Origin of the sequence: Gluconobacter sp. Dm-73 (assembly GCF_018256215.1) — a bacterium.
GTDB classification, from domain to species: domain Bacteria; phylum Pseudomonadota; class Alphaproteobacteria; order Acetobacterales; family Acetobacteraceae; genus Gluconobacter; species Gluconobacter cadivus.
Map to the genome: position 1 here is coordinate 248,088 of NZ_JAERLW010000002.1, position 25,330 is coordinate 273,417.

The window sequence follows — 25,330 nt, forward strand, 5'->3', positions numbered from 1 at the left end:
GGGATCAGGCCAGTGGCGAGGTGTTGAAGCAGCGCTGGTAGTATTCCGCCACGATTCCGCGCTCGGCTTCGTCACATTTGTTGAGGAAGGTCAGGCGGAAAGAAAATGCCACATCATTGAAAATACGGTTGTTTTCGGCCCAAGCGATCACCGCGCGGGGGGACATGACGGTTGAGATATCCCCGGCCATAAATCCGGCGCGCGTGAGGTTCGCCAGTGCGACCATGCGTTCCACGAGCGTCGTGGCCTCCTGATCGTCTGCCGGGATTTTCAGCTTGGACGTGACGATGCTGACTTCCTGCTCCAGCGGCAGATAGTTTAGGGTAGCGACGATGTTCCAGCGGTCCATCTGGCCCTGATTGATCTGCTGCGTGCCGTGATACAGGCCGGTCGTATCGCCCAGTCCGACCGTATTGGCGGTGGCGAACAGACGGAACGCAGGGTTCGGACGGATGACGCGGTTCTGATCCAGCAGCGTCAGATGGCCTTCGGCTTCCAGCACGCGCTGGATAACGAACATCACGTCCGGACGACCGGCGTCATATTCGTCAAAAATCAGGGCGCAGGGATGCTGGAGGCACCAGGGCAACAGACCTTCGCGGAATTCCGTGACCTGTTTGCCGTCCTTGAGCACGATGGCGTCCTTGCCGATCAGGTCGATCCGCGAGACGTGACTATCCAGATTGATGCGGACGCAGGGCCAGTTCAGGCGCGCTGCGATCTGCTCGATATGGGACGATTTGCCGGTGCCGTGGAAGCCCTGAACCATGACGCGACGGTTAAAAGCGAATCCAGCCAGAATCGCACGGGTCGTGTCTTCGTCAAACTTGTAGGACGGGTCGATGTCTGGGACGTGTTCCGTGCGCACGGAATAGGCCGGAACCTGTATGTCCGTGTGGATGCCGAAGACTTCTGCCGAAGACACCATGAGGTCGGGCGCACCGAGAACGCTGGTCGGGACCGAGGAGTTTTCAGCGGTGGTCACGGCTTCCGGGGTATCAATCGTCGCGAAATCACTCATGGGACTCTGGGGCTTTCTCTGGCTCTTGGATCAGGGCGTTCTGGAGAAGATGGAGCCTTGGCGTCCTCTCTTCCAGTCTAAAAATTCAGGAAACGAAATCGTCCTGACGCGTGAAATGGACTTTGAGCGTGGCATAGGCCGAGCCGATGGCCTTGAAACGCTCCTCGGATGTCGCATCGCCGATATTGGCATCAGGATGATGCTGGCGGGCGAGGGCACGGTAGCGGCTTTTCACGTCCTCGAAAGAAACGGGCCATGTCAGGTCCAGTGTGGCCAGTGGCTGCCGTAAAGGCTCGGGAATACCGGCGGCTTGGGCGGACGCGCGCTGTCGTGCCGCATCCTTGGCCCGCTCCGCCCGGCTGTGACGGGTCGCACCAAGAATATCGAGCGGATCAATGACGTCGTCTTCGTTGAACTCCGCTTTGTTTGCCGTGCCGGTTCCCAGCTTCCATGAGGGGCGTTGCCAGGAAACATCGGCCCGCAGATGCGCCTCGATTTGGCCTGGCGTCATGCCGCGATAGAAGTCCCAGCGGGAATTATATTCGCGGACATGCTCAAGGCAGAACCAGAAATATGAACGCAGGGCATCACGCCCGCGCGGCGCACGATAGCCGGCAAGCTCGTTGCAGCCCGGATGGTCGCAGACCTGTTCCGGCGCGTCAGGATCGGGATCGAATGCCCGGTGTCTGGTGGATTTGCGCTGCATGGTGTCTGATATGGGCAATCACCGCCGCCCGATGCAAGCGGGCATTCCTCAAGCCGGACGATTTTCATCATGTCTGAAACAACTGCACACCCTTCCAGCCGACGCGAACGGATTGCGACCCTCCTCCAGCAGGGACTGGCCCCTACAAAGCTCGAAATCCAGGATGACAGCGCCCGACACGCCCATCACGCCGGAGCCAAAGCCCTCGGCGGCGGAGGCGAAACGCATTTCAACATCGCCATCACGAGTGCGCGTTTTGACGGACTGAACCGGGTGGCGCGGCACCGGCTGGTCAATGACCTGCTGGCGGAAGAATTCCGCTCCGGTCTTCATGCGCTGTCGCTGGTCCTGCATGGAGAACAAACCCCATGAGACGTGCTCTTTTCGCTCTTCTGCTGCTTTCAGGCTGCGCGACCAGCGGATATGATCGTCTTCCCAAAGCCGATCAGAATGACGTGCATCGCATCGAAGCGTATCTGAACGGTATTCAGGGATTGCAGGCGGCTTTTATCCAGCATGGACCGGACGCAGGCGAAAGCGGCGGCCGCTTTTCGTATATTCCGGGCCATCTGAGACTGGATTATGTCGTGCCGCATCCGATGGAACTCGTGGCCGGAGACGGTCATCTTGTGTTGGACGATCAAGGAACAGGCGCTGTTACGCATCTGTCGCTGCGACATAATCCGCTTGGGCTGCTGCTGAAACACCCGATCCGCTTTGATGGCGACATTCAGGTCACGGATGTGCGACATGGGAACGGATCGCTTCAGATTTCCGTAGCCCAGGCCGATAACCCCTCACAGGGCCTGCTCACGCTCCAGTTTTCGGACGTGAACGGCCAGCTGAGCCTGATCGGATTGCAGGGCGTGGATGCCCGACAGCATCATTTCGGCGTTCTGCTGTCGGATGTGAAACAGGGCGTGGTGATCGTCCCGTCCGTGTTTACGCCCCCTGCGGGTTAGAGCCGAAACGGTCGGGCCATGCGTCGGCCAGCGCGTCATCCAGATCTTTCATCGTCAGGCCGCTGTCGAATCGCTGAAGGCTGGTGACGCCGAATTCGCGGATGCCGCAGGGGACGATCCCGTCAAAATCGTTCAGATCGGGGCTGACATTGATTGACACGCCATGCCAGCTCACCCAGCGGCTGACGCGGATGCCCAACGCGCCGATCTTGGCTTCAAGTCCGCTCAGCGGATCAACCGTCCAGACGCCAATCCGTCCCTCACGGGTGAAGGCCGTGACCCCAAGTCGGGCGAGGGCGTCGATCATCCAGCCCTCCAGACCCGCCACGAACGCCCGCAGATCGCGGGGAGGGACGGTGCCGTTCGACTTCGTCAGATCCATCATCACGTAGCCGAGCCGCTGTCCTGGGCCATGATAGGTCCATTGCCCTCCGCGCCCCGCGTCATAAGTCGGATATCCGTGGGGATTATAAAGATCGGCCTCCTTGGCCGATGTTCCGGCTGTAAAAACGGGCGGATGCTCGACGAGCCAGACCAGAGGCGCGGCGGTTCCCTGATGAATCGCCCGTGCGCGCTCCTCCATGAACGCCAGCGCATCGGGGTAGGGCGTCAGTCCCGGAGAGGACGTCCACAAAATTTCTTCATAAATCGTATCTCGGGTCATTGCCCTCGTATCTGTCATCGGCTATAGCCCCTCCCACACCGGACGGTCATGCACCAAGCAGGATCGTTTGTCACGGGGCGGCCGTGGCGGAATGGTAGACGCGCAAGCTTGAGGTGCTTGTGGGGGCAACCCCGTGGAAGTTCGAGTCTTCTCGGCCGCACCACTGACATTCATATGTCGGTGTATCAAATTAAAAATCATGGATCTCCTGAATATTACTCTCCCTCAAGGGGGGCAGGTTTTATTAAGGTTCTGATAGTCTGTGCCATCTTATTGCCAGACTATTAAGACAGGGGTATTCCTCTAATGTCTTTGAAGAGCGTCTGGGCTTCCGTTCGGCAGTCGGGCGTCATCTCGTATGATGTGTGAGGTTTCGTGATCAAACCACTGAAAAAAGCTGTTCTTCCTGTTGCCGGTCTTGGTACGCGGTTTCTGCCCGCAACAAAGGCCATGCCGAAGGAAATGCTTCCTGTCGTCGACAAGCCGCTGATTCAGTACGCGATCGACGAAGCTCGCGAAGCCGGGATCGAAGAATTCTGTCTGGTCACCGGACGTGGCAAAGACAGTCTGATCGATTATTTCGATATCGCTTATGAACTTGAGGCAACGCTCAAGGAGCGTGGCAAGAAGAGCGCGCTTGAAGCGCTGGCTCCCAGCAGCGTGCAGGCTGGATCTCTTGTGGCCGTGCGTCAGCAGGAGCCGCTGGGCCTCGGGCATGCGATCTGGTGTGCACGTTCCTTCATTGGCGATGATCCGTTCGCGATCCTGTTGCCGGACGATATCGTCAAGGGACGCAGCTGCATTGGGCAGCTGGTCGAAGCTTACAACAAGACCGGTGGCAATGTCGTAGCCGTGTCGGAAGTTCCGCCCGAGCACACGAACCGCTACGGTATCCTTGACGTTGGCAGCGACGATGGAAAGCTGGTGGAAGTGAAGGGGCTAGTTGAAAAGCCTGCTCCGGAAGACGCGCCGTCGAACCTGTCTATTATCGGCCGCTATGTCCTGACGCCGGACGTCATGAAGTATCTGGCGAAGCTTGAGCGTGGTGCAGGCAACGAAGTCCAGCTCACGGACGCAATGGCCAAGACGATCGGTGAAGTGCCGTTCCATGGGCTGCGCTACGAAGGCACGCGCTTTGATTGCGGCGACAAGGCCGGCTTCCTTGAGGCCCAGCTTGCCTTCTCGATTGATCGCGAAGATCTCGGGGCGTCGGTCAAGGCGTTCCTTAAGAAGTACAAGCAGTACACAGACGCCCCCTGATCCCGGTCAGGTACGATTCTGACCTGCTCTACCTGCAAGGTTTTTTTACCTTGCAGGTAGAGCAGCTAAAGACCATATCCGCTCAGATCCTGCGGCGAGGAGTCTGGCAAGCATGTCAGTAAGCGGGCCGTTTCAATCTTTTCTTGAGCCGGGCCAGATTGTCCTGCATCCCGATTACCCGGACTGGGGATGGGGGCAGGTTCAGTCTGCTGTTGGTGAGCGGGTGACGGTCAATTTTCAGCATCAAGGCAAAGTCCTGATCGATGCATCCCGTATTACGCTCCGACTTCTGCCGAAACCCCGGTAATGCGGACAAGCCGTCGTATAGCCCGCACACTCCTCAATACACTTTTGCCTCCTGTCTGTGCGGCCTGTGGCACCGAAGTCATGACGGAGGGAGCTTTTTGCAGCACCTGCTTTCAGACGGCACACCGGATCGTCTCTCCGCGATGTGATCGTTGTGGCGTGCCTCTGGAAAACGAGGGGCTTGGGGGTACGCAGAACTGCTGTGCCGCCTGTCGTGCCCATCCGCCGGTCTGGCGTTCCGCTCGGGCCGCATTCGTTTATGACGCCTGGTCCCGACGCCTCATCCTGCCACTGAAATATTCCGATCATACCGAAAATGCTGCCGTTCTGGCACGGCATATGGTTGTTGCGGCTGAAGATCTGCTGGAGAAAGTAACGCTTGTCGTTCCTGTGCCACTGTATCGCACCCGATTATGGAAGCGGCGCTACAATCAGGCCGGTTTGATGGCGCAGGGTGTGGCACGCCTTGCCGGATTGCCATGTATGGTAGATGCCCTTCAACGTGTTCGCTCGACAAAGGCTCTGGCCCGTCTGTCTGCCGGAGAGCGCGAGGAGGAGATGGCACAGGCAATCCGGATCAGAAAAGGGCGGGACGCCTGCATAAGAGGGCAGGCTGTTTTGCTGGTGGATGATGTGCTGACGACAGGCTCCACGGCGACGGCCTGTACATTGGCTCTGATGCAGGCCGGGGCGGCAAGCGTGGATATTTTGGTTGCAGCCCGGACCGGGAGAGTGGATGAACAGAACCCGCGCTTTGTCCAGGAATGAGAATCCTATGCCGAAAATCGAGATTTTTACCCAGCCTGGATGCCCTTACTGTGTGCATGCCGTCAGTCTTCTGCGCTCCAAGGGCGTGACGTTTCAGGAAATCAACGCCCCGCACGGATCTGTCGAACGTGAGGACTCCATTCGTCGTTCGGGACGTCGCACGGTGCCTCAGACGTTTGTTGACGGAGAGTCGCTCGGGGGCTGCGACGATCTGATGGCCCTTGATCGCGCCGGGCGGCTCGATGCCCTGCTGGGCACCGTCTGAATGCGCTGTGTGGGCCTTTTCGCGGCTTTCCTGATGACTGTGCTGTCACTTTCATGTGTTCGGGCCCAGTCTCCTGTTTCGAATGATTCTCTTCCGCAGAACATTCCCGAACAGGGCCTGTGGTTGTCGGAAGGGCACGATGGGCTGTTTTCGATCCAGCCCTGCGGCCATGCTCTCTGTGGTCAACTGATTGGCATGGCTTACGAAGGGGAAATGCCAAAAGACGTCTGGGGACGTTCGCAATGCGGTATCCGTATGCTGACAGACTTTGTCCCAATCGAGGATCGCAAGTGGCAGGGCCATATTCTTGATCCGAGAACCGGACGGGTCTATCAGGCGCGGATATGGGTTTCCCAACCCAATGTTCTGAAGCTGCGCGGATTCGTTCTGGGAATGCCTCTTCTGGGTGAAACCCAGACCTGGAGCCGCTACACCGGTCCGCCAGTCGGACCACAATGCAAGCTGCCGAAGGACGTGCACTAGGTCTGTTGTCGCGAAACCGGCATCATGACCTGGACGTTATCGTCGCCCTATCGAAAGGAATGCAGACCCATCATGTCCCACCCTGTTTCCCGCCGCAGTTTTGCGGCCGGACTGGTTGCCGGTGTTGCGGCTGCCGGTACTGGTATTGCTGGTGCCGCCGATCCTGAGAAGGAGGTTCCGACGCCACCTCCGCCACCAAAGCAGGTTTCCAAGACGATCTGCTTTGTCGGCGGATATACGAAACACGGCCCCCCGGGCGGCGGAACCGGAAACGGGCAGGGCATTGCCGTTTTCGATATGGACCGCGAGACAGGCGTTCTGACGCCGATCACGACGTTCACCGATATCGCCAGCCCGTCCTTCCTGACGATCTCGAAAGACCAGCGCTTCCTCTACGCGCTGAGCGAAATCGACGATTTCAACAAGAATGGTGACGGGTCCGTCACGGCATTTGCCATCGACCCCAAAACCGGTTCACTGCGCAAGCTGAATGTCGTCAGTTCGATGGGTGCTGTTCCGGCGTATGTGAGCATTCACCATTCGGGTCGCTATGTGCTGGTGGCCAATTATGTCGGTGGGAATGTCGCGGTTCTGCCCATCCGTTCGGACGGATCTCTGGGTGAAGCATCGGACGTGGTTCACAACACAGGCCCGCGCCAGCCGGAGCGCGCTGCGGACAATCCGCAGGGTAATTTTGCCGTTTCCGATCATTCGGGCTCGCATCCCCACATGATCCATTCCGATCCAAGCGGAAAATTCGTACTGGCCGATGATGCAGGTCTGGACCGGGTGTATGTCTGGACGCTGAACCTCGACACGGGCAAGCTGATCCCGGCCAAGACGCCGTACTACGACATGGAACCGGGCTCGGCGCCGCGCCACTTCCAGTTCAATCATTCCGGTCGGATTCTGTACAATCTGTGCGAACAGGATTCGAAGGTCGTTGTTTCCAATTTCGATCCGGTCACCGGCGCGATCAGCAACATTCAGACGGTCAGCACGGTCACGTCGCATTTCCGTGGCTCGACGCTTGCAGCGGAAATCCTGATCTCGGCCAGCGGCAAGTTCGTTTACGTTTCCAACCGGCTCGGTGATTCGCTGGCCGTGTTCGCCATTGGCACCGACGGAACACTCACACTTCAGGACGAAGTCTGGATGCACGCGGATTATGGCCGTGCCCTGATGTTCGATCCGTCCGGAACGTTCCTGTTCTGCGCCAACCAGCGCTCGGATGCCGTGACTTCGTTCCGGGTGGACAAAAAGACGGGCGAAATTGCGTTTACGAACAATTTCACGCCAGTCGGAAGCCCGACGACCTTCGCGTTCATGAACACGCAGGCCTGATCGGCTGTGTCTCCGGCTAAGGCGCTTGTGGCGGATGATCCCGCTGCAAGCGCCTTTTTTTGTTCAGTCCTTGCGGAAAATCGCGATGTAGTTGATGCCGGTGTCGCGGCTTTCGCGCCATTTGAACGGCACATAGCTCATGCCCGCGATGTCCAGCATCCGCAGACCGGCCTGTCGGGCCATGGCGGCCAGTTCGTCCGGCTTGATGAACTTCTTCCAGTCATGCGTGCCCACGGGCAGCATCCGCAGCAGATATTCCGCACCGAGTTTGGCGACAGCGAAAGAGCGTGGCGTGCGGTTCAGTGTGGACACAGCAACCATTCCGCCCGGCTTCGTCAGCGTAGCCAGCATGATCAGAAAGTCCTGCGGATCATTGACGTGTTCGATGACTTCAAGCGCATTGACGACGTCGAACCGCGCCCCTTCTGCAACAAGGTCTTCCGCGCTGCCATTGCGATAAGACAGGGGCACGGCTTCAGGCGGCAGGGGATGTTGGGCCAGATGCGCTTCGGCTGCCCGGATACCGGCGGCGCTGGCATCGATTCCAAGCGTTTCAAACCCGAGTTTGGCATAGGCCTCGCTGGCCAGACCCGCGCCGCAGCCGATATCCAGCAGGCTCAGAGGTCCGGCGGATGCGGCGCGCAGAGGAGCAACGTGACGGCTGACCCATTCGGTTCGTAAGGGGTTCATGGCATGGAGCGGGGCCATGGGGCCGCGTGGATTCCACCAGTCTTCTGCCAGGGCGCTGAAATGGGCAATTTCGGATTCCGAAACGGATGAACGTCTGAAATCCTGTCCCGGAGATGTTTCTGTGGGCATCAGAACTGTCCTTCTGTGTGCCTGTCTGCCGTGCGTCATCTGGACGTGGCGGAGCGAGACGAGTATGTGGACCGGCAGAGTCTGTTCAGGCGCCGGGTGTTTTGCGGTACCCGATGCCAGACCCGAGCGCGCAACGCCAGACACGTACTGGAGCCTTATCCGCGATGTCCATGCCCGATACTCCCGTCCACGACCAGCTTTCCGGTCGTGCCGATCCTCATGCCGCCATGACTGGCGAAATTGGGAAACGGAAGACGGTTGTCATGAAATTTGGCGGCACATCCGTCGGAAATATCGAGCGTATCCGGAACGTTGCGAAACGCGTGAAAGCAGAGCATGACCGCGGACGCCGCGTGGCAGTTGTTGTGTCGGCGATGGCGGGTGTGACGAACCGGATGGTCGGATATTGTGCGGAACTCGATCCGCTAGCCGATCCGAAGGAATATGATGCCGTGGTGGCCGCAGGCGAGCAGGTGACGAGCGGACTTGTCTCCATCGCCCTTCAGGCGCTCGGCGTGAAAGCGCGGTCGTTTCAGGGCTGGCAGATCCCGCTGGTGACGGATGACGCCCACGGCAAAGCTGCTATCGAAAGCGTGGACGGCACGGCGCTGCTGGCCTGTCTGGATGATGGCATCGTGCCGGTCGTCGCGGGCTTTCAGGGCGTAGGGCCTGATGGACGGATCGCAACGCTGGGACGAGGCGGATCGGATACCTCTGCCGTGGCCGTTGCGGCTGCCATCCACGCCGATCAGTGTGATATTTATACCGACGTGGACGGGATCTACACGACCGATCCGCGCATCGTGAAACGCGCAAAGAAGCTGGATCGCATCACTTACGAAGAGATGCTTGAACTGGCTTCCGTAGGCGCCAAGGTACTTCAGACCCGCAGTGTCGGCCTCGCCATGCGCGAGAATGTCCGGGTGCGGGTGCTGTCATCGTTCGCCGAGACGGATGACGACAGTGGTTCGATTGTTGTTGATGAGGACGAGATCATGGAGAAGGAACTGGTTGCGGGGATTGCTAACTCGCATGACGAAGCGAAAATCTCCGTGCGGAATATTCCGGACCGTCCGGGCATTGCTGCCGCGATTTTCGATCCGCTGGCCGCTGCGAACATCAATGTCGACATGATCGTCCAGAGCGTTGGCGTGGACAATCTGACGAACATGACCTTCACGGTCAGCAAAGCCGACGAGGCCGCTGCCCGCTCCGTGCTGGAGAAGGCCCGCGAATACGTCCAGTATGGCGAGCTGATCACGTCCCATAACGTGGTGAAGATCAGTGTCGTGGGCATCGGCATGCGCTCGAACGCCGGTCTGGCCGCGCGGATGTTCCGCACGCTGGCCGATCGCGGCATCAACGTGCAGGTCATCTCCACGAGCGAGATCAAGATCTCGGTGCTGATCGATTCCGAATATACTGAACTGGCCATGCGCGCACTGCACACGGCTTATGGCCTTGATGCCAAAGAGGAAGCCGACGCGTGAGCGAAACCCTGATCGAGACTCCGAGCGAGGCTCTGGACGCCCGCGCGACGCTGGACCGGCTGTGGAAGCCGGGCTGTGACTTCCTTGGAAGCGAAGTTGCGATCCTCGGCGGCGCTATGTCCTGGGTTAGTGAGCGGCATCTCGTCTCGGCCATTTCCAACGCCGGTGGGTTTGGTGTCATCGCCTGTGGCGCGATGTCTCCCGAGCGTCTGGAAGAGGAAATCGTTGCCACACAGGCGATGACGAAGCGTCCGTTCGGCGTCAACCTTATCACCATGCACCCCGAGCTGGATCGTCTGGTGGATGTGTGTCTGGCGCACAGCGTCTCTCACATCGTGCTTGCAGGCGGGGTACCGAACAGCGCCACGATCCGCAAGGTCCGTGATGGGGGAGCGCGGGCGATCGGTTTTGCGCCTGCTCTGGCTCTGGGCAAGCGGCTGGTGCGCATGGGCATCGAGGCTCTCGTGATCGAAGGCTCGGAAGCGGGTGGCCATGTCGGGCCCGTGTCACTGACGGTTCTGGCGCAGGAAATCCTGCCTCATATCCGCGACGTGCCTGTGTTTGTGGCTGGTGGCCTTGGACGTGGTGATGCCGTCCTGTCTTATCTGGAGCAGGGCGCCGCTGGTGCGCAGCTCGGAACGCTGTTTGCAGCATCCAAGGAAAGCATTGCGCATGAAAACTTCAAGAAAGCCTTCCTGCGCGCCAATGCCCGCGATGCCGTGACGACCGTGCAACTCGACGAGCTCTTCCCGGTCATTCCGGTTCGGGGACTGTCGAATGAAGGTGGTCGTCGCTATGCCCGTCTTCAGGGCGAAGCACTTCAGAAGTTCCAGAGCGGCGAACTGACCAAGGAAGAAGCCCAGCTTTCGATCGAGCATTACTGGGCCGGTGCGCTGCGTCGTGCTGTTATTGAAGGTGATGTGGAAACGGGTTCCGTCATGGCCGGTCAGTCCGTCGGTATGGTCAAGGAAATCCGTCCGGTCGCCGATATCCTCGCGACGCTGGTGCAGCAGGCCGTTGATGCCATAAAGCAGCGTGAAACCCGTATTCACGCTGCCAGCTAACGGATCATCCGGTCATGTCCTCTCCGCCCTCCAGCCGCCCGTTGTCGCAGTCTTCTGACCAGCCCAGTGTTGGAAAGGTGCTGCGCGAGCGTCGCGAGGAACTGGGATGGCGGCTGGAAGACGTGGCGGAATGGCTGCGAATCCGCCCGAAGCTTCTGGCAGCGCTTGAAGCGGACGATCTTTCGGGGCTGCCGGGTGTGGCTTATGCCGTCGGCTTCCTGCGGACTTACGCACATGCCATGCAGCTTGATGCGGACGCGCTGGTCGAGCGTTTCCGGCGCGATACGCGTGGGGCGGTGACACGCAAGACGGAGCTGGTTTTCCCGCAACCCGAAGGGGATCGGGGGTTGCCTGTTGGTGTGCTGGTGGGCGCCGGGTTGGTGGTCGTGGCTGTGGCCTATGTCGGCTGGTACCGTTTTACCGCACATGACACACCGGCGCAGCGTCAGGTTCCAGCCGTGGCAGAACTGATGCCGGGTGCGGCAACTCCTGCCACGACCTCCCCACAGGTCGCCTCCGTCATGCCCGGACAGGCACCCACGCCCGAACCTCATGCTCCGGTCGTTGCGTCGCCTACTCCTGCTGGGCCGCCAACAGTTTCCAGCCCTGTGCAGACGGTTGCGGTTCCGCAAAACCTGCCTGCGTCTGCACCGGAACAGGCTGTACCACCGGCTCCGCCTCCTGATGAAGGTGATGCAACTGGCCAGACGTCCGCGGCTGAGACCGTTGCGCCTGAAAAAATCCCGACACCCGGACAACCCGCCACAGATCTGCCCCCGGCTGTTCCAGAAGGGGCTGTCGTCGTGAGAGCACTGTCGCACGTCTGGACGCAGGTCCGGGACAAGGACGGACATGTTCTGATCTCGCGCGTCATGCAGCCGGGCGAAAGCTGGCAGGGTGATCCGGCGGGCGCTCCGTTCCGCATGTCGTTCGGCAATGCGGGTGGTGTGGTTCTGACCACGGCAGGGGCGACCAGTGCGCCTCTGGGCCGGGAAGGGCAGGTCCGTCGCAATGTCGAGGTGACGGCCGATGCCATTCGCTCCGGCTCATTCGGATCGGGTGTGGCCCTCCCGGTTCAGCCCAGTCCTCCCGCAGAAACTTCGGCTATGGGTGTACCGGCCGTAGTGCCGCCTGTGGCCGCAAAACCGGCTCCGGTACCTGTGACGCACAAAGCCCCACCGCCGGAGCACGACGTTTCAGCCGATGACCTGAATGCCCGGCAGCTTGAACATCAGCCGCTGGAACAATCGTCGCCACCGCATTAAACCCTTATATCCGTCAGGGGGGCTCAGTGTCCCTGAATACAGCCCCCTGCGTCAGAGCTTCCGGTTTCCACCGGGCACGAAGAGGTAAATCATGAGCAGCTACCGTCCGTATCAGCACATCGAACGTCGCAAGTCGCGCCAGATCCATGTCGGCAAGGTCGCGGTCGGTGGTGATGCCCCGATTTCCGTGCAGACCATGACCAACACCCTGACGTCGGACGCACAAGCCACGATCGACCAGATCCGCCTGTCCGAACTGGCTGGTGTGGACATCGTCCGCGTCTCCTGTCCGGACGAGGCCAGCACCGAGGCTCTTGCGGAAATCGTCCGTGAAGTGAACGTCCCCATCGTTGCGGACATCCATTTCCACTACAAGCGCGCCATTGAGGCCGCGAAGGCCGGTGCTGCGTGCCTGCGAATCAACCCGGGCAATATCGGCAGCGCCGAGCGCGTGCGGGAAGTCGTGAACGCCGCCAAGGATTATGGCTGCTCCATCCGCATTGGCGTGAACGCCGGGTCTCTGGAAAAGCATCTGCTCGAAAAATACGGTGAACCCAACCCCGAAGCGCTGGTCGAGAGCGCTCTGGAACATGCGAAAATCCTTCAGGATCACGATTTCCACGAGTTTAAGATCAGCGTGAAGGCCTCCGACGTGTTTATGGCGGTTGCGGCCTATCAGCAGCTTGCGGATTGCTGTGATCACCCGCTGCATATCGGCATCACCGAGGCAGGCTCCAAGCGTGCAGGCACCGTGAAGTCGTCCATCGGTCTGGGCAATCTGCTCTGGGCTGGCGTGGGTGACACGATGCGTGTGTCGCTCTCGGCTGCTCCGGAAGAGGAAGTGCTGGTCGGCTGGGATATCCTGAAGTCCCTCGGCCTGCGTCATCGCGGTGTGAAGATCATTTCCTGCCCGTCCTGTGCCCGTCAGGGCTTCAATGTCGTCGAGACGGTCCAGACGCTGGAAGATCGCCTCCAGCACATCAAGACGCCGCTGACGCTGTCCATCATCGGCTGCGTGGTGAACGGCCCCGGTGAGGCACTGATGACCGATCTCGGCGTGACCGGTGGCGGCAATGGCCGTCACATGGTCTATGCGGCCGGTCGTCAGGATCACACGATGCCGGGTGGCGACATGATCGAGCATATCGTGGACCTCGTGGAAAAGAAGGTCGCAGACATCGAAGCGGGCAAGGTCGAGGCCTCCACGGCCAAGCAGATGGACCCGGCAGCGCACTGATGTCCGGACTTCAGCCCCCCCGCGGAACCCACGACCTCATCGGCGAGACGATGCGCCGCCATCACCATGTCGTGGAGACGGCGCGCCGGGTTCTGCGGACCTATGGGTTCGAGGAGTGGAGCACGCCCATCTTCGAGGACACGCGCGTCTTTTCGCGCACACTCGGCGAGACGTCCGATGTCGTGTCCAAGGAGATGTATACGTTCGAGGATCGCGGCGGTGAGAGCATCACCCTGCGTCCCGAGGGCACGGCGGCGATCTGCCGCGCGCTTGTTACGAACGGTCTGACGCAGTCTTTGCCGCAGAAGGTGTTCTATCACGGGCCGATGTTCCGCTACGAACGCCCGCAGAAGGGACGCTACCGCCAGTTCCATCAGATCGGTGCGGAACTGATCGGTGCGGAAAGTCCGCTGCGCGATGCCGAGACGATCGCCATGGCGCAGGATATCCTGCGTGAGCTTGGTTTGGGCGATCACGTCACGCTGGAACTCAATACGCTTGGTGATCTGGCCAGCCGTCAGGCCTGGCGCGAAGCTCTGGTCGCCTATTTCCGCGATCATGCCGATGCGCTGTCCGAAGAGAGCCGGGTCCGGCTCGAAGCCAATCCGCTGCGGATTCTGGACAGCAAGTCCGAGCAGGACCGCAAACTTCTCGACGACGCCCCGGCCTTTGCAGATTATCTGAACGATGAGTCCCGCCAGTTCTGGGACACATTGCGCGACAGCCTTCAGGCATTCGGCGTGGACTTCGTTGAAAACCCGCGTATCGTCCGTGGTCTTGATTATTACAGCCATACAGCGTTCGAGTTCGTGACCTCGAAGCTCGGGGCTCAGGGCACCGTACTGGCCGGTGGTCGTTATGAAGGACTGGTCGAGCAGATGGGCGGTCCGGCCATCCCGGCAATCGGTTGGGCTGGCGGAATCGAGCGTCTTGCAATGCTGCTGGACAGCGCACCGGAGCTTCCGGCGGGAATTACGCTGGTGCCTATGGGTGATCCGGCTGTTCTCAAGGCTGCGTCCATTGCACGCACGCTGCGTTCTGCGGGATTGAGGGCCGAAATCGAAACGCGCGGCAATCTCAAAAAGCGGATGGAGCGCGTGGTGAAGTCCGGCGCGTCTCATGCGATTGTTCTGGGCGATGAGGAAATCGCCAAGGACGTCGTTCAGCTTCGGGATCTGTCCAGCCGCGAGCAGCAGGAAGTTCCGGTTACGGACCTTGTGCGGCTCCTGAGCGCAGGACGCGCCTGAGCGTATGGCATTTGACGACAGGCTTGAGCGGATTGTCGCGCGTTCGGAGGAAGTTCAGGCCCTGATGTCTTCCGGCGATTTGACGGGTGAGGATTTCACCCGTCTGTCGCAGGAATATGCCGAACTGGAACCGGTGGTCGCGTCCATTCAGGCCTGGAAAAGCGCGGAAGAGCAGAAAGCCGGGGCGCAGGCTCTGCTCGATGACCCGGAAATGCGTGAACTGGCGCAGATGGAACTGGCGGAGATCGAGGCGACCCTGCCCGATCTCCAGCATGCGCTCCGTCTGGTACTCCTGCCGAAAGATGCGGCGGATGAGCGCAGCGCCATTCTTGAAATCCGACCTGCCGCTGGCGGCGACGAGGCTGGTTTGTTCGCCGCGGAACTCTTCGATGCCTATCGCCGCTTTTCGGAACAGAATGGCTGGCGTTTCGAAGTCATGGAATATTCCGAAAATGAAGTCGCAGGCCTGAAGGAAGGCATGGCGACCATTTCAGGCCGCTCGGTTTTTGCCCGCTTGAAATACGAATCCGGCGTGCATCGCGTGCAGCGCGTTCCGGCGACCGAAAATCAGGGCCGCATCCATACCTCGACCGTGACCGTCGCTGTGCTGCCGGAAGCCGAAGAGGTTGATGTCACGATCAATGACGATGACCTGCGGATTGACGTTTATCGGGCGTCAGGTGCGGGTGGTCAGCACGTCAACAAGACCGAAAGTGCAGTCCGCATTACGCATATGCCCAGCGGGATCGTGGTGGCGATGCAGGAAGAGAAAAGCCAGCACAAGAACAAGGCCAAAGCTTTGAAGATCCTGCGCGCGCGGCTTTACGAACGCGAGCGTGCACAGCTTCATGCTACCCGGGCAGCAGACCGGAAATCACAGGTCGGGACGGGGGATCGTTCGGAGCGCATCCGGACCTATAATTTTCCGCAGGGTCGCGTGACGGACCACAGGATCAATCTGACGCTCTACAAGATCGACCGGATCATGAGCGGTGAATTCGACGAGATCATCGACGCCCTGACCCGGGAAGAACAGACGGAACTGCTCGCTGCAGCAGGCTTTTAAGCTTCAGGTGTTGGGTGTGGCACAAACGGCAGCGCGGCCATGCCGATGGGTTGCGACAGCGGCATCGTCGTAATCGACCAGAAAGAAGTCCGTGAAATTGTTGCTGCCCACAGCGTCTAGGGAATGGCCTTCAGGATGGTGGAGCTGCCCCTCGCTGCTCACCTGATGGGTTTCCTGATGGCCATTGCGTACAATGGTGATTTCCCCGCACAGGGCGTAATCCACATCGGACCGGCCAACCGGAAGCGCGATGGTCTGCGTCTCATGGGCCTTGGACAGCCCGAGTCTGAATGTTGCAACCAGATTGCCATCCAGATAGAGGCGCGAGACTTCCGAAATTTCTTCGGGCGCACGCTCGTCCGTTACCGTAAAGGACGGGGGCAGTTCCCTGGACAGTTCTGACTGCGCCTGAACAGGCGTGAGTGTACAGCCAAGCAGCAGGGCGGAAAAGAGGAGCGCACGTTTGGACGTCATGACACCAACTATAGCAGGTTCGCTTTGAAGATGATGGCCAAAGATGATCTTTTGCGCGAGGCCTCACAGGCGCTGGAGCAGGCCGGGATTGAGGATGCGCGTCGCGAAGCGCGGCTTCTGCTGTGCTGGGCAACAGGACGGGATCTGGGTGGATTGCTGTCTCTGGATGGCGTGGATGACGTCCAGCAGATACGATTCGCCGATGCCCTGAGGCGCAGACTGAACCGGGAGCCTCTGGCGTTCATCACGGGCGAGACGGGTTTTTGGACACTGGATCTGGAGACTGGGCGTGACACGCTGATCCCCCGTGCCGACAGCGAGGCCCTGATCGAAGCGTTACTGGATATCCACCCTGATCGGGATGCACCGCTGTCCATTCTGGATCTGGGCACGGGGACGGGTTGTCTGCTGCTCGCCGCCCTGTCGGAATACCCGCAGGCAACAGGCGTAGGCGTCGATTTATCTCCTCAGGCGGCAGCTCTGGCGCGACGCAATTCCGTTCGTACCGGGCTTGGGCCACGGAGCGTTTTTTTCGCCGGAAGCTGGGCGGAAGCCCTGAATGCCCGGTTCGATATCGTGCTCTCTAATCCGCCTTATATCGAGACCGGTGATCTGTCGGATCTGATGCCCGAAGTTGTGCGCTATGAACCTGCGCGGGCTCTTGACGGCGGGGCAGACGGGCTTGAGGCGTATCGTATTCTGTGTGCCGCCCTGCCGGATCTGCTGGTGCCGGGAGGACATGCCATCTTTGAGATGGGGATCGGGCAGATCGACGACGTGTCTGCGCTTGGAGTGCAAAACGGACTGCGGGACGTAGGGCGCCGGAAAGATCTGGGGGGGGTGGACAGAGCGCTGGTTCTGCATTTGCCTGCATAAGAAGGCAGACAGTGGCGTGAGATAACGAAAAACCGTTGGCTTGACTGACGGAACTTGGTATGGCTAAAGCCAATGCATACGAATTTGAAGGTGTTTTACAGACACTTTCAGGCGTATCTTTGCCCATCGTTCACGTCATTCTGCACTGACGATGGAAGACTGGCTGAGCCGGGTTCAGCCATAGCGGAACAGACAGACGTCTTTTTCGATAGCGGCGGTCGGAACTTTCTGTGCTTGCAGAACGGTCCACGTCATCATGAAAGTGCATCACGGGTCGATGAATATGAAGCGCATAAGAGGCCGGCATCATCGTGCGGGCAGTGGGCCGTCACGTAGCAGCAGTAATGCCCAGACACCTCTGAACCGCAACCATGTGTTTGACAGTAACGGGCCTGATCTCAGGGTCCGCGGTACGGCGCAGCAGCTGTTCGAGAAGTATCTCCAGCTTGGCCGCGACGCAACCGGAACTGGCGACCGCATTCTTGCAGAAGCCTATTTCCAGCATGCGGAGCATTATTTCCGTATTCTCAACGCCATGAATCAGGCCGCTGAGAAAAGCCAGCAGGAACGTAACGAACGCCAGCAACAGCGGCAGCGGGCTTACGAAGACCGTCGTGAGGCACGCGGTGAGCGTGGTGAAGACGAGGCCCCGTCATCCGAGCAGGAAGGGGACTACGCTTCGGAGCGTTCCTCCGATGAAGACCATGATCGTCGTACGGCGGAAGTCGAAGCAGAATAAGACGTTCTGTCTTCAGCGCCTCAAAAAGACCGGCCCGCAAGGAGCCGGTTTTTTTTGTGCCTCAGACGCGCCCTACGAAGCGGTCTGGCAGGCGCCAGAGTTCTGTTCCGCTCAGATGCAGATCAAGCCGGTAGAGGTCGTTCAGACGCGTCTGGGTGCTGTCCTCGACCTGCTGGCGCCAGTGCATGAGGCGCGCGTCCCGATGGTCGAGCGTGCTTTCCGTTCTGGGTAGTCCTGCCATTCCAAGCAGCATATTTTCCCAGTCCGCATTGTCGAGGCGCTGATGACGTCCAACGTCTTCCGAGACCCAGGGCTGCCTGCGGGTCCGCTCCAGCCGCGCCAGACCCGAACCCAGATCAGCATAACGCAGATGGAACAGGAAAAGAGGAGCGGCGAGGCTGGGAACCGCTTCTTCGCAGCAGTGGAAACCCGGAGCCCAGGTGATGGGAATGCGGGTGAGGACCGGTTTGCACATCGCGCTCGAAAAGCGGAGATGGCGGCGTTGTAAAGAGACGGGACGGCTGTAGTCGAACGGGCCTTCCTCATCCGGACGGTGGATGACGTCAAAGCCTGTCGCTGTGACCACGGGGCTTCGGTTCAGCAGCGCGAATTCAGTCAGGGACGGGACGAAAGCGGGGTCAGCGAGGAGGATTTCGTCCACATCCGTATAGATGACGCTGTCATACCATTCGAGCAGACTGTCACAGAATTTTCCGACCGCCCGGGTGCGGCGTTCATCGTCCTGTGGAGAGCGGGGAATTCGAACGACATTCACCTGTCCGAGATGTGTTGTACATCCGTCATCTGACCCGTGATCGATGATGTAACAGGCGCTTTCCCCAACCTGTGCGCCATAATGACGCCGCCAGACCTGAAGATGCTCCGGTTCATTATAAACCATGGTCACGACGGCGAGGGGCTTTTTGATCATGTCCCGCAGACTACAGGAAATGACCCCACGCAGCAGCGTCTGGATCAGGAAAAAACGACTTTTTCGGGAAAAGAATGGTAGCGGTGGACGGATTTGAACCGCCGACCAAGGGATTATGATTCCCCTGCTCTACCACTGAGCTACACCGCCATCCTGCCGGTCAAACCGGCGTTGTGGCGGGGTTTTAAGGGGGATCTTTCCGGGTGTCAACACGTTAGGTTCAGGAAAATGCGGCATAAAATAAGATGTTTTTTACGGGTCGCCATCCTGCGGCTGCCCGTGGCATTTGAGGTATCACGGTTTTCCAATCAATCCGGCCTTCAGGGCTTTTCCAGTTTCTTTCGATGCAAGGAGTCTTTCATCTGGTGATGCAGCATTTTGTCAGCACTCTGTTTGCCATAAGATCCTATTTCACCTGGCTTCCAGCGTCCGTCGTTTCGGTGTTGATGCTTGTGGTGGTGGGGGTGCTGGCGTTCTATTGCGGCAATCTTGTCACGACACAGCTTCTGAAAATCCCCGGATCGCGCAAGGCCGCGTTGATCCGGCGTATTGTTTCGTCCCTCCGCAGACCGACGCGGCTGATGGTCGCCCTGCTGGCCATGCTGTCAGCGCTCCCGGCTGCAACAGGCTTTACGGCGGCACAGGAAGATAACTTTCAGCTCTTTTTGCTGTTTCTGCTGATCCTGACCTTTGGTTTCTCGGCAATCATGGTCTTCCGTATCATGACGGAGGTCTATCTCAACCGCCTCGCATCGCGGGAGCAGACCGACGACATCATGATCCGTTCGCACCAGACGCAGATCCGCGTCCTGCGGCGGCTGACAGAGATTCTGGTGGGGATTGTAACGGTGGCATCGGCCCTGATGTTGTTCCCGTCCGTCAAGCAGTACGGACTGTCACTGTTTGCCTCAGCGGGTGCGGCGTCCCTGATCGTCGGCCTGTCAGCGCGCGGGCTTCTGACGAACCTGATTGCTGGCGTACAGATTGCGCTGACGCAGCCGATCCGGATGGAAGACCTGATCATCATCAATGGCGACTGGTGCTGGGTGGAAGAAATTAACGCGACTTATGTGGTGCTGCGTGTCTGGGACTGGAGGCGACATATCGTGCCGATCTCGTATTTTCTGGAGAACCAGTTCGAGAACTGGACGCATAATTCAGCAGCCATTATCGGCGTGGTATTCCTGTGGGTCGATTATCAAGCGCCGATGGATAAAATCCGCGAGATGCTGAATGAGATCGTGCGGGGCTGCCCGCTTTGGGATGGGCGTGTGTTCGACGTGCAGGTGGCCGACTGCAACGCGCATGTCATGTCCATCCGTATCATCGCCAGCGCACGGACGGCGCTTCAGAGCTGGGATCTGCGGTGTGATATTCGCGAGAAGATCATCGCCCGGATCCGCGATGAATGCCCCGAAGCACTCCCGCGTTCGCGTTTTTCCATGATGCCCCCCGGTCCGGGCGGGCAGGACCCATGGGAGCAGATGGCGCCCCCGATCGGACGCCCGCCACCGGGAAGTTATATGGGGCCCGGAATGAGCAGTGCGTCGATGTCGTCAGACTAAAGGTAGTCCCGGGCGCATTTTTGAGTGTCTGCGGCCGTAGAAGACGTATGTTGCGACGCCCAGAACCAGATAGGTCACCAGAAGGACCAATGGCACCGGATTGCCGCTTCTGACGGCGCTGACCATGTCTGAAACCAACGGGATGGTCATCACCAGACAGAACAGAATGCCCAGCGCAGGTGTCGTACCGATCCAGAACCCGCGGATACGGATACCGCCCAGCGGGACACTGAAGGGGCGAACAATGTCCGGCCGTGTGTTGCGTTGCCAGATCACGGTAAAGCACACAATTCCGAACGCAGCCGCTGTTCCGATGGACACGAGGTCGCTGATGATGTCGATCGGCAGTGTCGCGGTGATGAGGGCAACAACAAGGCCAAGCACGATCGTGCCGATCCACGGCGTGCGGAGCTGAGGATGGATGACGGAAAAGATCTGCGGGATCAGGCCGTCGCGGCTGATGGTCAGCAGAACGCGGGACTGGGCATACATCAGTCCCATCAGTACCGAGCACAGACCGATCGTGGCCCCAACATTGACCAGCAGCGCCAGCCAGGGCGTGTGCATGATCTTCACGGCAATTGCGAGCGGATCCGGTACGTCCAGTTCACGATAGGGTACGATCCCGAGCAGGACCGTGGCGACGATCATATAGACGACCGTACAGATCAGCAGACTTCCGATAATGCCGATCGGCACGTCACGCGTGGGATTGCGGGCCTCGGCAGAAGCGGTGGAAACAGCTTCAAACCCGACATAGGCAAAGAAAATGACCGAGGCCGCACGAAAGATGCCGCGCACGCCATAATGAAACCCACCTTCGCTGGGGGGAATGAACGGATGCCAGTTTGCCGGATTGATGGCACCGATCCCAAACGCCACGAAGACGAACAGAACGCCGACCTTGAGCGCCACGATCATGGTGTTGACGCGGGCTGATTCCTCAATGCCGCGCACGAGCAGGGCCGTGACGAGAAGCGTTGCTACGAAGCCGATCAGGTCGAAGCGCCATCCTGCGCTGATCTGCGCTCCAGCCGTGCCTGCAACGGGTTGAAGTGTGGCATGGGTCAAAGCCGCAGGAATATGAAAGCCGGTGATGCCCAGAAGGGAGCTGGCATAGCCTGAAAGACCGGCGGCAACGGCAGAACACGAGATGCCGTATTCCAGAAGCAGCAGCCAGCCGACCATCCAGGCCACTTTTTCGCCCATTGAGATATAGGCGTATGAATAGGCCGATCCCGATACAGGGAGCGTCGAAGACAGTTCGCCATAGGAAAACGCGGTGAACAGGCAGGCGAGGGCGGCAATGACGAAAGAGATCAGAACGGACGGACCGGCATATTCGGCCGCCGCCGTGCCGGTCATGACATAGATGCCAGCGCCGATCGTGGACCCGACGCCAAGAATGACCAGTTGGGTCGCCGTCAGGCTGCGCTTGAGGCCGTTCGTATCGTTTTCGAACAGGACCTGTTCAAGGGTCTTCCGGCGACCTGATCCGGAAACGTCAGGAGGAGATTGTATCGATGCTGGCATGATCCGTAATGTGCCGCGAAAAACGGCGGCTGGGAAGTTCAGAGAAGAATGACGGCAGCGGAAAACGCCCCGGCCACAATGCAGTAGACACCAAAGGGTGTGAGCGCCCAGCCGTCATGGTTGCGGAAGAAACGCAGCATGAGGAGCGAGCAGATCAGTGCGGTGATTCCGGCGACGATGGCACCTGCGACGCACTGCACCATGACATCATGGGAGATCGTCATGTGGCGCATCTGCCAGGCTTCACGGACCGTGGCAGCCAGCACGATGGGCTGGGCCATCAGCAGGGAGAAGCGCGCGGCCGTTTCGTGGTCCAGACCCCGCAGAAGACCGCCATTCATGGTGGCACCGGAGCGGGACAGGCCGGGCAGAAGGGCAAGGCACTGCCAGATGCCGATGATGGCGGCGTCTTTTGGAGCGAGTGTCGAAATGGGTCGATGGTCGCGCTGGCCTTTCTGGCGGCGGAGCCACTCAGTCGCCATCAGCAGGAAGCCATTGAGGATCAGGAAACCCGCGACAGCGATGGGGGAGCCGAAAACATTCCGCAGACGATGCTCCAGAAGCCAGCCGACCAGTACGGCGGGAATGGTGGCGATGACGAGGAGCAGGAAGACCCGAATCGCATCCATCTGGGCGTGGCGACCATGACGGCCCATCATTCCGGTCAGAATAGCCACCCAGTCCTTCCAGAACACACCCGCCAGTGCGACCAGCGTTCCGACATGAAGCATGGTCAGGAACGGCAGGAATGTCGGTGCGTGCTCATCCAGATCCCAGTGCAGAAGCGCAGGAAGTAGAACGGCATGACCAAGGCTGCTTACCGGAAAGGGTTCGGTAATTCCCTGGACGACGGCGAGAATGAGGGCTTGGAGAAGCGTCATGGAGCCTGTCTCGGTGAAAGCCTTCGTTTACAAAGGCGGAAAAGAGATCACTTGCCCGATGGTTACAATCGACGCAACCACGGATGTAGCCTTGACCGGTCGGTCATGGGAGGACTAACTCCCGATCTGTTCAAGATTTTCGGGAAGGCGAGGCTGGCATGCAGTCAACATTGAGCGGCCGCGGGGGCGCCATCCTGGCCAGTGGTCTGGTTCTGGCGATTGCCGGAACATTCCTCGCTTACGGCAATGCCCTGCGTAAGGGGCCGGATTTTCAGGGCTCCGTCCTGCATGCCGCCTTCAATTCCGCGAACGGGCTCCATACGGGTGCGAATGTCGATCTCGCAGGTGTTCCGGTGGGGCGCGTCGTGTCCATTAAACTCGACCCCAGAACGCAGATGGCGGATGTCGCTTTTACGGTGGACCAGCGTTTGCATCTTCCGGTGGACACGGCTGTGGGAATCGGTGCGCCGACCATGACGGCGGACAACGCCCTGCAGATCCAGCCGGGTCATTCCCGCACGACGCTCTCCAGCGAGGGCAAGATTACCGATACGCAGGATCAGCTCTCTCTGGAGCAGCAGGTCAGCAATTATATTTTCGGTGGTGGCAAGTTGGGCCAGTAAGGCCCGCTTTCGTCAGTCGTTCAGAGGATAGGACGCCAGCAGGCGACGCTGTTTGCGCCAGGAATGCAGCATCGAGAACGCGCCGGACGTTTTCCAGCCTCGCGCCCGGTTGGCGGCCCCGATCAGGAAGGTCTGGCGGTAATGGGAGAACTGGGCGCGATAGGCTTCCCAGAGCGTCGTCCGCCGGTCCCAGATATGGGTGGCTTCAGACCCGACGCCATTGATTTCGATAATCCGGAAATTCTCACCACGACGCAGGTCTTCGATGGAGGCGGCTTTCACATCCACGCGCCCGAAATGGAAATCCGGGATGTCCTGCATGATGGCATCCAGACGGGCCGTCAGCGCATCCGTGGTATCGGCGCGCCCATCCCGGAAGACAGACCCTTTGCAGTGATTGCCTGCAAAAACCAGTGACATCTCCTCGCCCTTGGCAAGGACGTTCTTTTCCCGACCTGCAAGGCGCGGCAGGTAGATCTGCGGGACGAGGCTCATGCGCGCGTCACTCAGGATCAGTTCCTCGATCGTCGACACGCCATCGCCCGTCAGGACCGGAGCTTCCTTATAGGTGATGGAGGTGATGCGGCCACGCGGTTCGTCGGGGTGGCGGATATAGAACAGTCCGGCTTCGACGGGATAGGTGATGAGTTCCTGAACCAGCATGTCCACATCGTCGGGAAACTGCGGCAGAACCGTTTCAAGCTGTTCGCGGGACTGGACGAGCTTCACACCCGTGCCATTGCAGCCGATATCGGGTTTGATGACGACGGGAAAGGACAGGTCCTTGCGCGTCATGGCATCCAGCGCGCGATGGTCCGCGCCTTTGCCGCTGCGGAAGACGGCATAGGGCGCGATGAAGGACTGCGCCGTGGCGCCCCCCATATCGAGAATGGACGATTTGCTCTCACCACACAGGCCACCCGTTTCGATGCGCGGATTGGCGGCCGTGGAGATGCTGAGATCACGGTATTTGATCCCCATGACGATCCAGTACAGGACGATGGGCGTGTAGAAGATGGAACCGGGCCAGAATTCAAAAAGGGAAAGCGGGTTCTGGTCGGCTTCTGACTTGGACATTGCTGTTATTTGCTCACGGTCTGGAGACGGGCGATCAGATGCCCGACGACGACGATACACAGGACAAACCCCGCCAGTCCGGCCCAGCGCCAGCCGCCCTGATGGGCAAGAAGCCAGCCGCCAACCCGCATGGCGAGCAGGAAAAGACATGTCGTCCACACCAGCGTAGCCAGAACAGCGGTTATGGCAAAACGCAGGAACGGGGCGTGGAAAAAACCGCAGGCGGTATAAAGCGGAAGCCTTGCGCCGGGCACGAAACGGGAGATGGCGACGATGCGGATGACATTCGTGCTGAACCAGTCCTGCGTGCGTTCGCGCTTCGGCAGTGTCAGAAAGCGTCTGAGATAAGGCCAACGCGCACCTGCCGCCCCGAGGCCGTACAGGCCAAGATCTCCGACCGCCACGCCAAAATAAAGCGCGCCCAGAGCCAGTGGAATACTGACCTCGCCCGCGCGTGCCGCGATGGCGGAGAGCACCGTGGCCACGTCTTCAAGGATGAAGGTGCCCACAATGATGGTGGCCGCCTTCAGCCATGCTGGCTGCGAGGCCATGGCGGGGCCGATGGCGATCATGAGTGGGGAGAGTCCATGAACATTCAGTCGCCGGTTTCGCACGCCAGCGCGCCAACCACAATCTTGCCGTGCCATATTTCGGCGCGAATGCT

At 59.6% G+C, this 25,330-nt stretch carries 28 protein-coding genes and 2 tRNA genes; 19 read left to right on the forward strand and 11 right to left on the reverse strand.

Features of this window, described 5'->3' with window-relative positions:
- Positions 1-4 precede the first annotated feature (4 nt).
- Positions 5-1,021 carry a cobaltochelatase subunit CobS gene (gene cobS / locus JK176_RS03100; protein WP_211586343.1) on the reverse strand — a complete coding sequence of 339 codons (1,017 nt, stop codon included), beginning with the start codon at positions 1,019-1,021 and terminating at the stop codon, positions 5-7.
- 85 nt (positions 1,022-1,106) lie between these two features.
- Positions 1,107-1,727, reverse strand: coding sequence for a J domain-containing protein (locus JK176_RS03105; protein WP_211586344.1), 621 nt, complete (start codon positions 1,725-1,727; stop codon positions 1,107-1,109).
- Positions 1,728-1,796: 69 nt separating this feature from the next.
- Between JK176_RS03105 and JK176_RS03110 the strand changes: the two genes are divergently transcribed.
- The gene (locus JK176_RS03110; RefSeq protein WP_194262061.1) at positions 1,797-2,099 is read left to right on the forward strand and encodes a BolA family transcriptional regulator; all 303 of its coding nucleotides are present in this window, start codon (positions 1,797-1,799) and stop codon (positions 2,097-2,099) included.
- Complete coding sequence (locus tag JK176_RS03115) at positions 2,096-2,689, forward strand: outer membrane lipoprotein carrier protein LolA (protein ID WP_194262060.1); 594 nt, start codon at positions 2,096-2,098, stop codon at positions 2,687-2,689. The genes JK176_RS03110 and JK176_RS03115 overlap by 4 nt, the downstream gene beginning before the upstream one ends.
- On the opposite strand, the gene lipB is transcribed toward JK176_RS03115, so the two are convergent.
- On the reverse strand, positions 2,670-3,371 hold the full coding sequence (gene lipB / locus JK176_RS03120; RefSeq protein ID WP_211586345.1) for a lipoyl(octanoyl) transferase LipB: 702 nt from the start codon (positions 3,369-3,371) through the stop codon (positions 2,670-2,672). The two genes, JK176_RS03115 and lipB, sit on opposite strands and share 20 nt — an antisense overlap.
- 59 nt (positions 3,372-3,430) lie before the next feature.
- Here lipB and JK176_RS03125 point away from each other — a divergent pair.
- The 7 genes from JK176_RS03125 to JK176_RS03155 all read left to right on the forward strand — a co-directional run bounded on the left by JK176_RS03125 (position 3,431) and on the right by JK176_RS03155 (position 7,779).
- Positions 3,431-3,516 (forward strand) — tRNA-Leu (locus tag JK176_RS03125).
- A 212-nt stretch (positions 3,517-3,728) separates the two neighbouring features.
- A complete protein-coding gene (gene galU, locus JK176_RS03130; protein ID WP_194262058.1) occupies positions 3,729-4,613 on the forward strand; it encodes a UTP--glucose-1-phosphate uridylyltransferase GalU in 885 nt (294 codons plus the stop codon).
- Between the two features lie 112 nt (positions 4,614-4,725).
- Positions 4,726-4,920, forward strand: a complete 195-nt coding sequence (locus JK176_RS03135; protein ID WP_211586347.1) for a DUF3553 domain-containing protein — start codon at positions 4,726-4,728, stop codon at positions 4,918-4,920.
- On the forward strand, positions 4,920-5,687 hold the full coding sequence (locus tag JK176_RS03140) for a ComF family protein (protein ID WP_283091953.1): 768 nt from the start codon (positions 4,920-4,922) through the stop codon (positions 5,685-5,687). The genes JK176_RS03135 and JK176_RS03140 overlap by 1 nt, the downstream gene beginning before the upstream one ends.
- Before the next feature lie 7 nt (positions 5,688-5,694).
- Positions 5,695-5,952: a glutaredoxin 3 gene (gene grxC, locus JK176_RS03145; RefSeq protein ID WP_211586348.1), complete on the forward strand. Its 258-nt coding sequence runs from the start codon at positions 5,695-5,697 to the stop codon at positions 5,950-5,952.
- Between the two features lie 33 nt (positions 5,953-5,985).
- A complete protein-coding gene (locus JK176_RS03150; RefSeq protein ID WP_249194142.1) occupies positions 5,986-6,435 on the forward strand; it encodes a DUF2147 domain-containing protein in 450 nt (149 codons plus the stop codon).
- 72 nt (positions 6,436-6,507) lie between these two features.
- On the forward strand, positions 6,508-7,779 hold the full coding sequence (locus JK176_RS03155) for a lactonase family protein (protein WP_211586350.1): 1,272 nt from the start codon (positions 6,508-6,510) through the stop codon (positions 7,777-7,779).
- A 63-nt stretch (positions 7,780-7,842) separates the two neighbouring features.
- On the opposite strand, the gene ubiG is transcribed toward JK176_RS03155, so the two are convergent.
- Positions 7,843-8,598, reverse strand: a complete 756-nt coding sequence (gene ubiG, locus JK176_RS03160) for a bifunctional 2-polyprenyl-6-hydroxyphenol methylase/3-demethylubiquinol 3-O-methyltransferase UbiG (protein ID WP_211562873.1) — start codon at positions 8,596-8,598, stop codon at positions 7,843-7,845.
- Positions 8,599-8,762: 164 nt separating this feature from the next.
- Between ubiG and JK176_RS03165 the strand changes: the two genes are divergently transcribed.
- From JK176_RS03165 to prfA, 6 genes are all read left to right on the forward strand, one after another.
- Positions 8,763-10,088 (forward strand): aspartate kinase, encoded by a 1,326-nt coding sequence (locus JK176_RS03165; RefSeq protein WP_194262052.1) that lies wholly within the window; start codon positions 8,763-8,765, stop codon positions 10,086-10,088.
- Positions 10,085-11,152, forward strand: a complete 1,068-nt coding sequence (locus JK176_RS03170; RefSeq protein WP_349291894.1) for a nitronate monooxygenase — start codon at positions 10,085-10,087, stop codon at positions 11,150-11,152. The genes JK176_RS03165 and JK176_RS03170 overlap by 4 nt, the downstream gene beginning before the upstream one ends.
- 14 nt (positions 11,153-11,166) lie before the next feature.
- Complete coding sequence (locus JK176_RS03175; RefSeq protein WP_211586351.1) at positions 11,167-12,417, forward strand: helix-turn-helix domain-containing protein; 1,251 nt, start codon at positions 11,167-11,169, stop codon at positions 12,415-12,417.
- A gap of 91 nt (positions 12,418-12,508) precedes the next feature.
- Positions 12,509-13,654 carry a flavodoxin-dependent (E)-4-hydroxy-3-methylbut-2-enyl-diphosphate synthase gene (ispG, locus tag JK176_RS03180; RefSeq protein ID WP_062031453.1) on the forward strand — a complete coding sequence of 382 codons (1,146 nt, stop codon included), beginning with the start codon at positions 12,509-12,511 and terminating at the stop codon, positions 13,652-13,654.
- A complete protein-coding gene (gene hisS / locus JK176_RS03185) occupies positions 13,654-14,901 on the forward strand; it encodes a histidine--tRNA ligase (RefSeq protein ID WP_211586352.1) in 1,248 nt (415 codons plus the stop codon). Before ispG ends, hisS begins: the two co-directional genes overlap by 1 nt.
- A 4-nt stretch (positions 14,902-14,905) precedes the next feature.
- Positions 14,906-15,967 (forward strand): peptide chain release factor 1, encoded by a 1,062-nt coding sequence (prfA, locus tag JK176_RS03190; RefSeq protein WP_211586353.1) that lies wholly within the window; start codon positions 14,906-14,908, stop codon positions 15,965-15,967.
- Positions 15,968-15,970: 3 nt separating this feature from the next.
- Here the strand turns inward: prfA and JK176_RS03195 are convergent, their stop codons facing one another.
- Positions 15,971-16,441 (reverse strand): hypothetical protein, encoded by a 471-nt coding sequence (locus tag JK176_RS03195; protein ID WP_211586354.1) that lies wholly within the window; start codon positions 16,439-16,441, stop codon positions 15,971-15,973.
- 30 nt (positions 16,442-16,471) lie between these two features.
- On the opposite strand from JK176_RS03195, the gene prmC reads away from it, so the two are divergent.
- Both prmC and JK176_RS03205 read left to right on the forward strand, forming a co-directional pair.
- Positions 16,472-17,317, forward strand: a complete 846-nt coding sequence (prmC, locus tag JK176_RS03200) for a peptide chain release factor N(5)-glutamine methyltransferase (RefSeq protein WP_211586356.1) — start codon at positions 16,472-16,474, stop codon at positions 17,315-17,317.
- A 277-nt stretch (positions 17,318-17,594) separates the two neighbouring features.
- The gene (locus JK176_RS03205) at positions 17,595-18,056 is read left to right on the forward strand and encodes a DUF4167 domain-containing protein (RefSeq protein WP_249194159.1); all 462 of its coding nucleotides are present in this window, start codon (positions 17,595-17,597) and stop codon (positions 18,054-18,056) included.
- 61 nt (positions 18,057-18,117) lie between these two features.
- Here the strand turns inward: JK176_RS03205 and JK176_RS03210 are convergent, their stop codons facing one another.
- Both JK176_RS03210 and JK176_RS03215 read right to left on the reverse strand, forming a co-directional pair.
- Positions 18,118-18,987 (reverse strand): glycosyltransferase family 2 protein, encoded by an 870-nt coding sequence (locus tag JK176_RS03210; protein ID WP_211586358.1) that lies wholly within the window; start codon positions 18,985-18,987, stop codon positions 18,118-18,120.
- Positions 18,988-19,062: 75 nt separating this feature from the next.
- Positions 19,063-19,137, reverse strand: a tRNA-Met gene (locus JK176_RS03215).
- Between the two features lie 215 nt (positions 19,138-19,352).
- Between JK176_RS03215 and JK176_RS03220 the strand changes: the two genes are divergently transcribed.
- Positions 19,353-20,552: a mechanosensitive ion channel family protein gene (locus JK176_RS03220; RefSeq protein ID WP_194267725.1), complete on the forward strand. Its 1,200-nt coding sequence runs from the start codon at positions 19,353-19,355 to the stop codon at positions 20,550-20,552.
- Here the strand turns inward: JK176_RS03220 and JK176_RS03225 are convergent.
- Both JK176_RS03225 and JK176_RS03230 read right to left on the reverse strand, forming a co-directional pair.
- Positions 20,544-22,085: an APC family permease gene (locus JK176_RS03225; protein WP_194262043.1), complete on the reverse strand. Its 1,542-nt coding sequence runs from the start codon at positions 22,083-22,085 to the stop codon at positions 20,544-20,546. The genes JK176_RS03220 and JK176_RS03225 overlap by 9 nt on opposite strands.
- A gap of 38 nt (positions 22,086-22,123) precedes the next feature.
- Positions 22,124-22,966, reverse strand: a complete 843-nt coding sequence (locus tag JK176_RS03230) for an undecaprenyl-diphosphate phosphatase (RefSeq protein WP_194262042.1) — start codon at positions 22,964-22,966, stop codon at positions 22,124-22,126.
- Positions 22,967-23,124: 158 nt separating this feature from the next.
- On the opposite strand from JK176_RS03230, the gene JK176_RS03235 reads away from it, so the two are divergent.
- Positions 23,125-23,589, forward strand: a complete 465-nt coding sequence (locus JK176_RS03235) for an MlaD family protein (protein ID WP_099286401.1) — start codon at positions 23,125-23,127, stop codon at positions 23,587-23,589.
- 12 nt (positions 23,590-23,601) lie between these two features.
- Here the strand turns inward: JK176_RS03235 and JK176_RS03240 are convergent, their stop codons facing one another.
- Together JK176_RS03240 and JK176_RS03245 are read right to left on the reverse strand one after the other, a co-directional pair.
- A complete protein-coding gene (locus JK176_RS03240) occupies positions 23,602-24,666 on the reverse strand; it encodes an ATP-grasp domain-containing protein (protein WP_194267724.1) in 1,065 nt (354 codons plus the stop codon).
- Positions 24,667-24,671: 5 nt separating this feature from the next.
- Positions 24,672-25,238, reverse strand: coding sequence for a DedA family protein (locus tag JK176_RS03245; RefSeq protein WP_211570078.1), 567 nt, complete (start codon positions 25,236-25,238; stop codon positions 24,672-24,674).
- Positions 25,239-25,330: the final 92 nt, after the last annotated feature.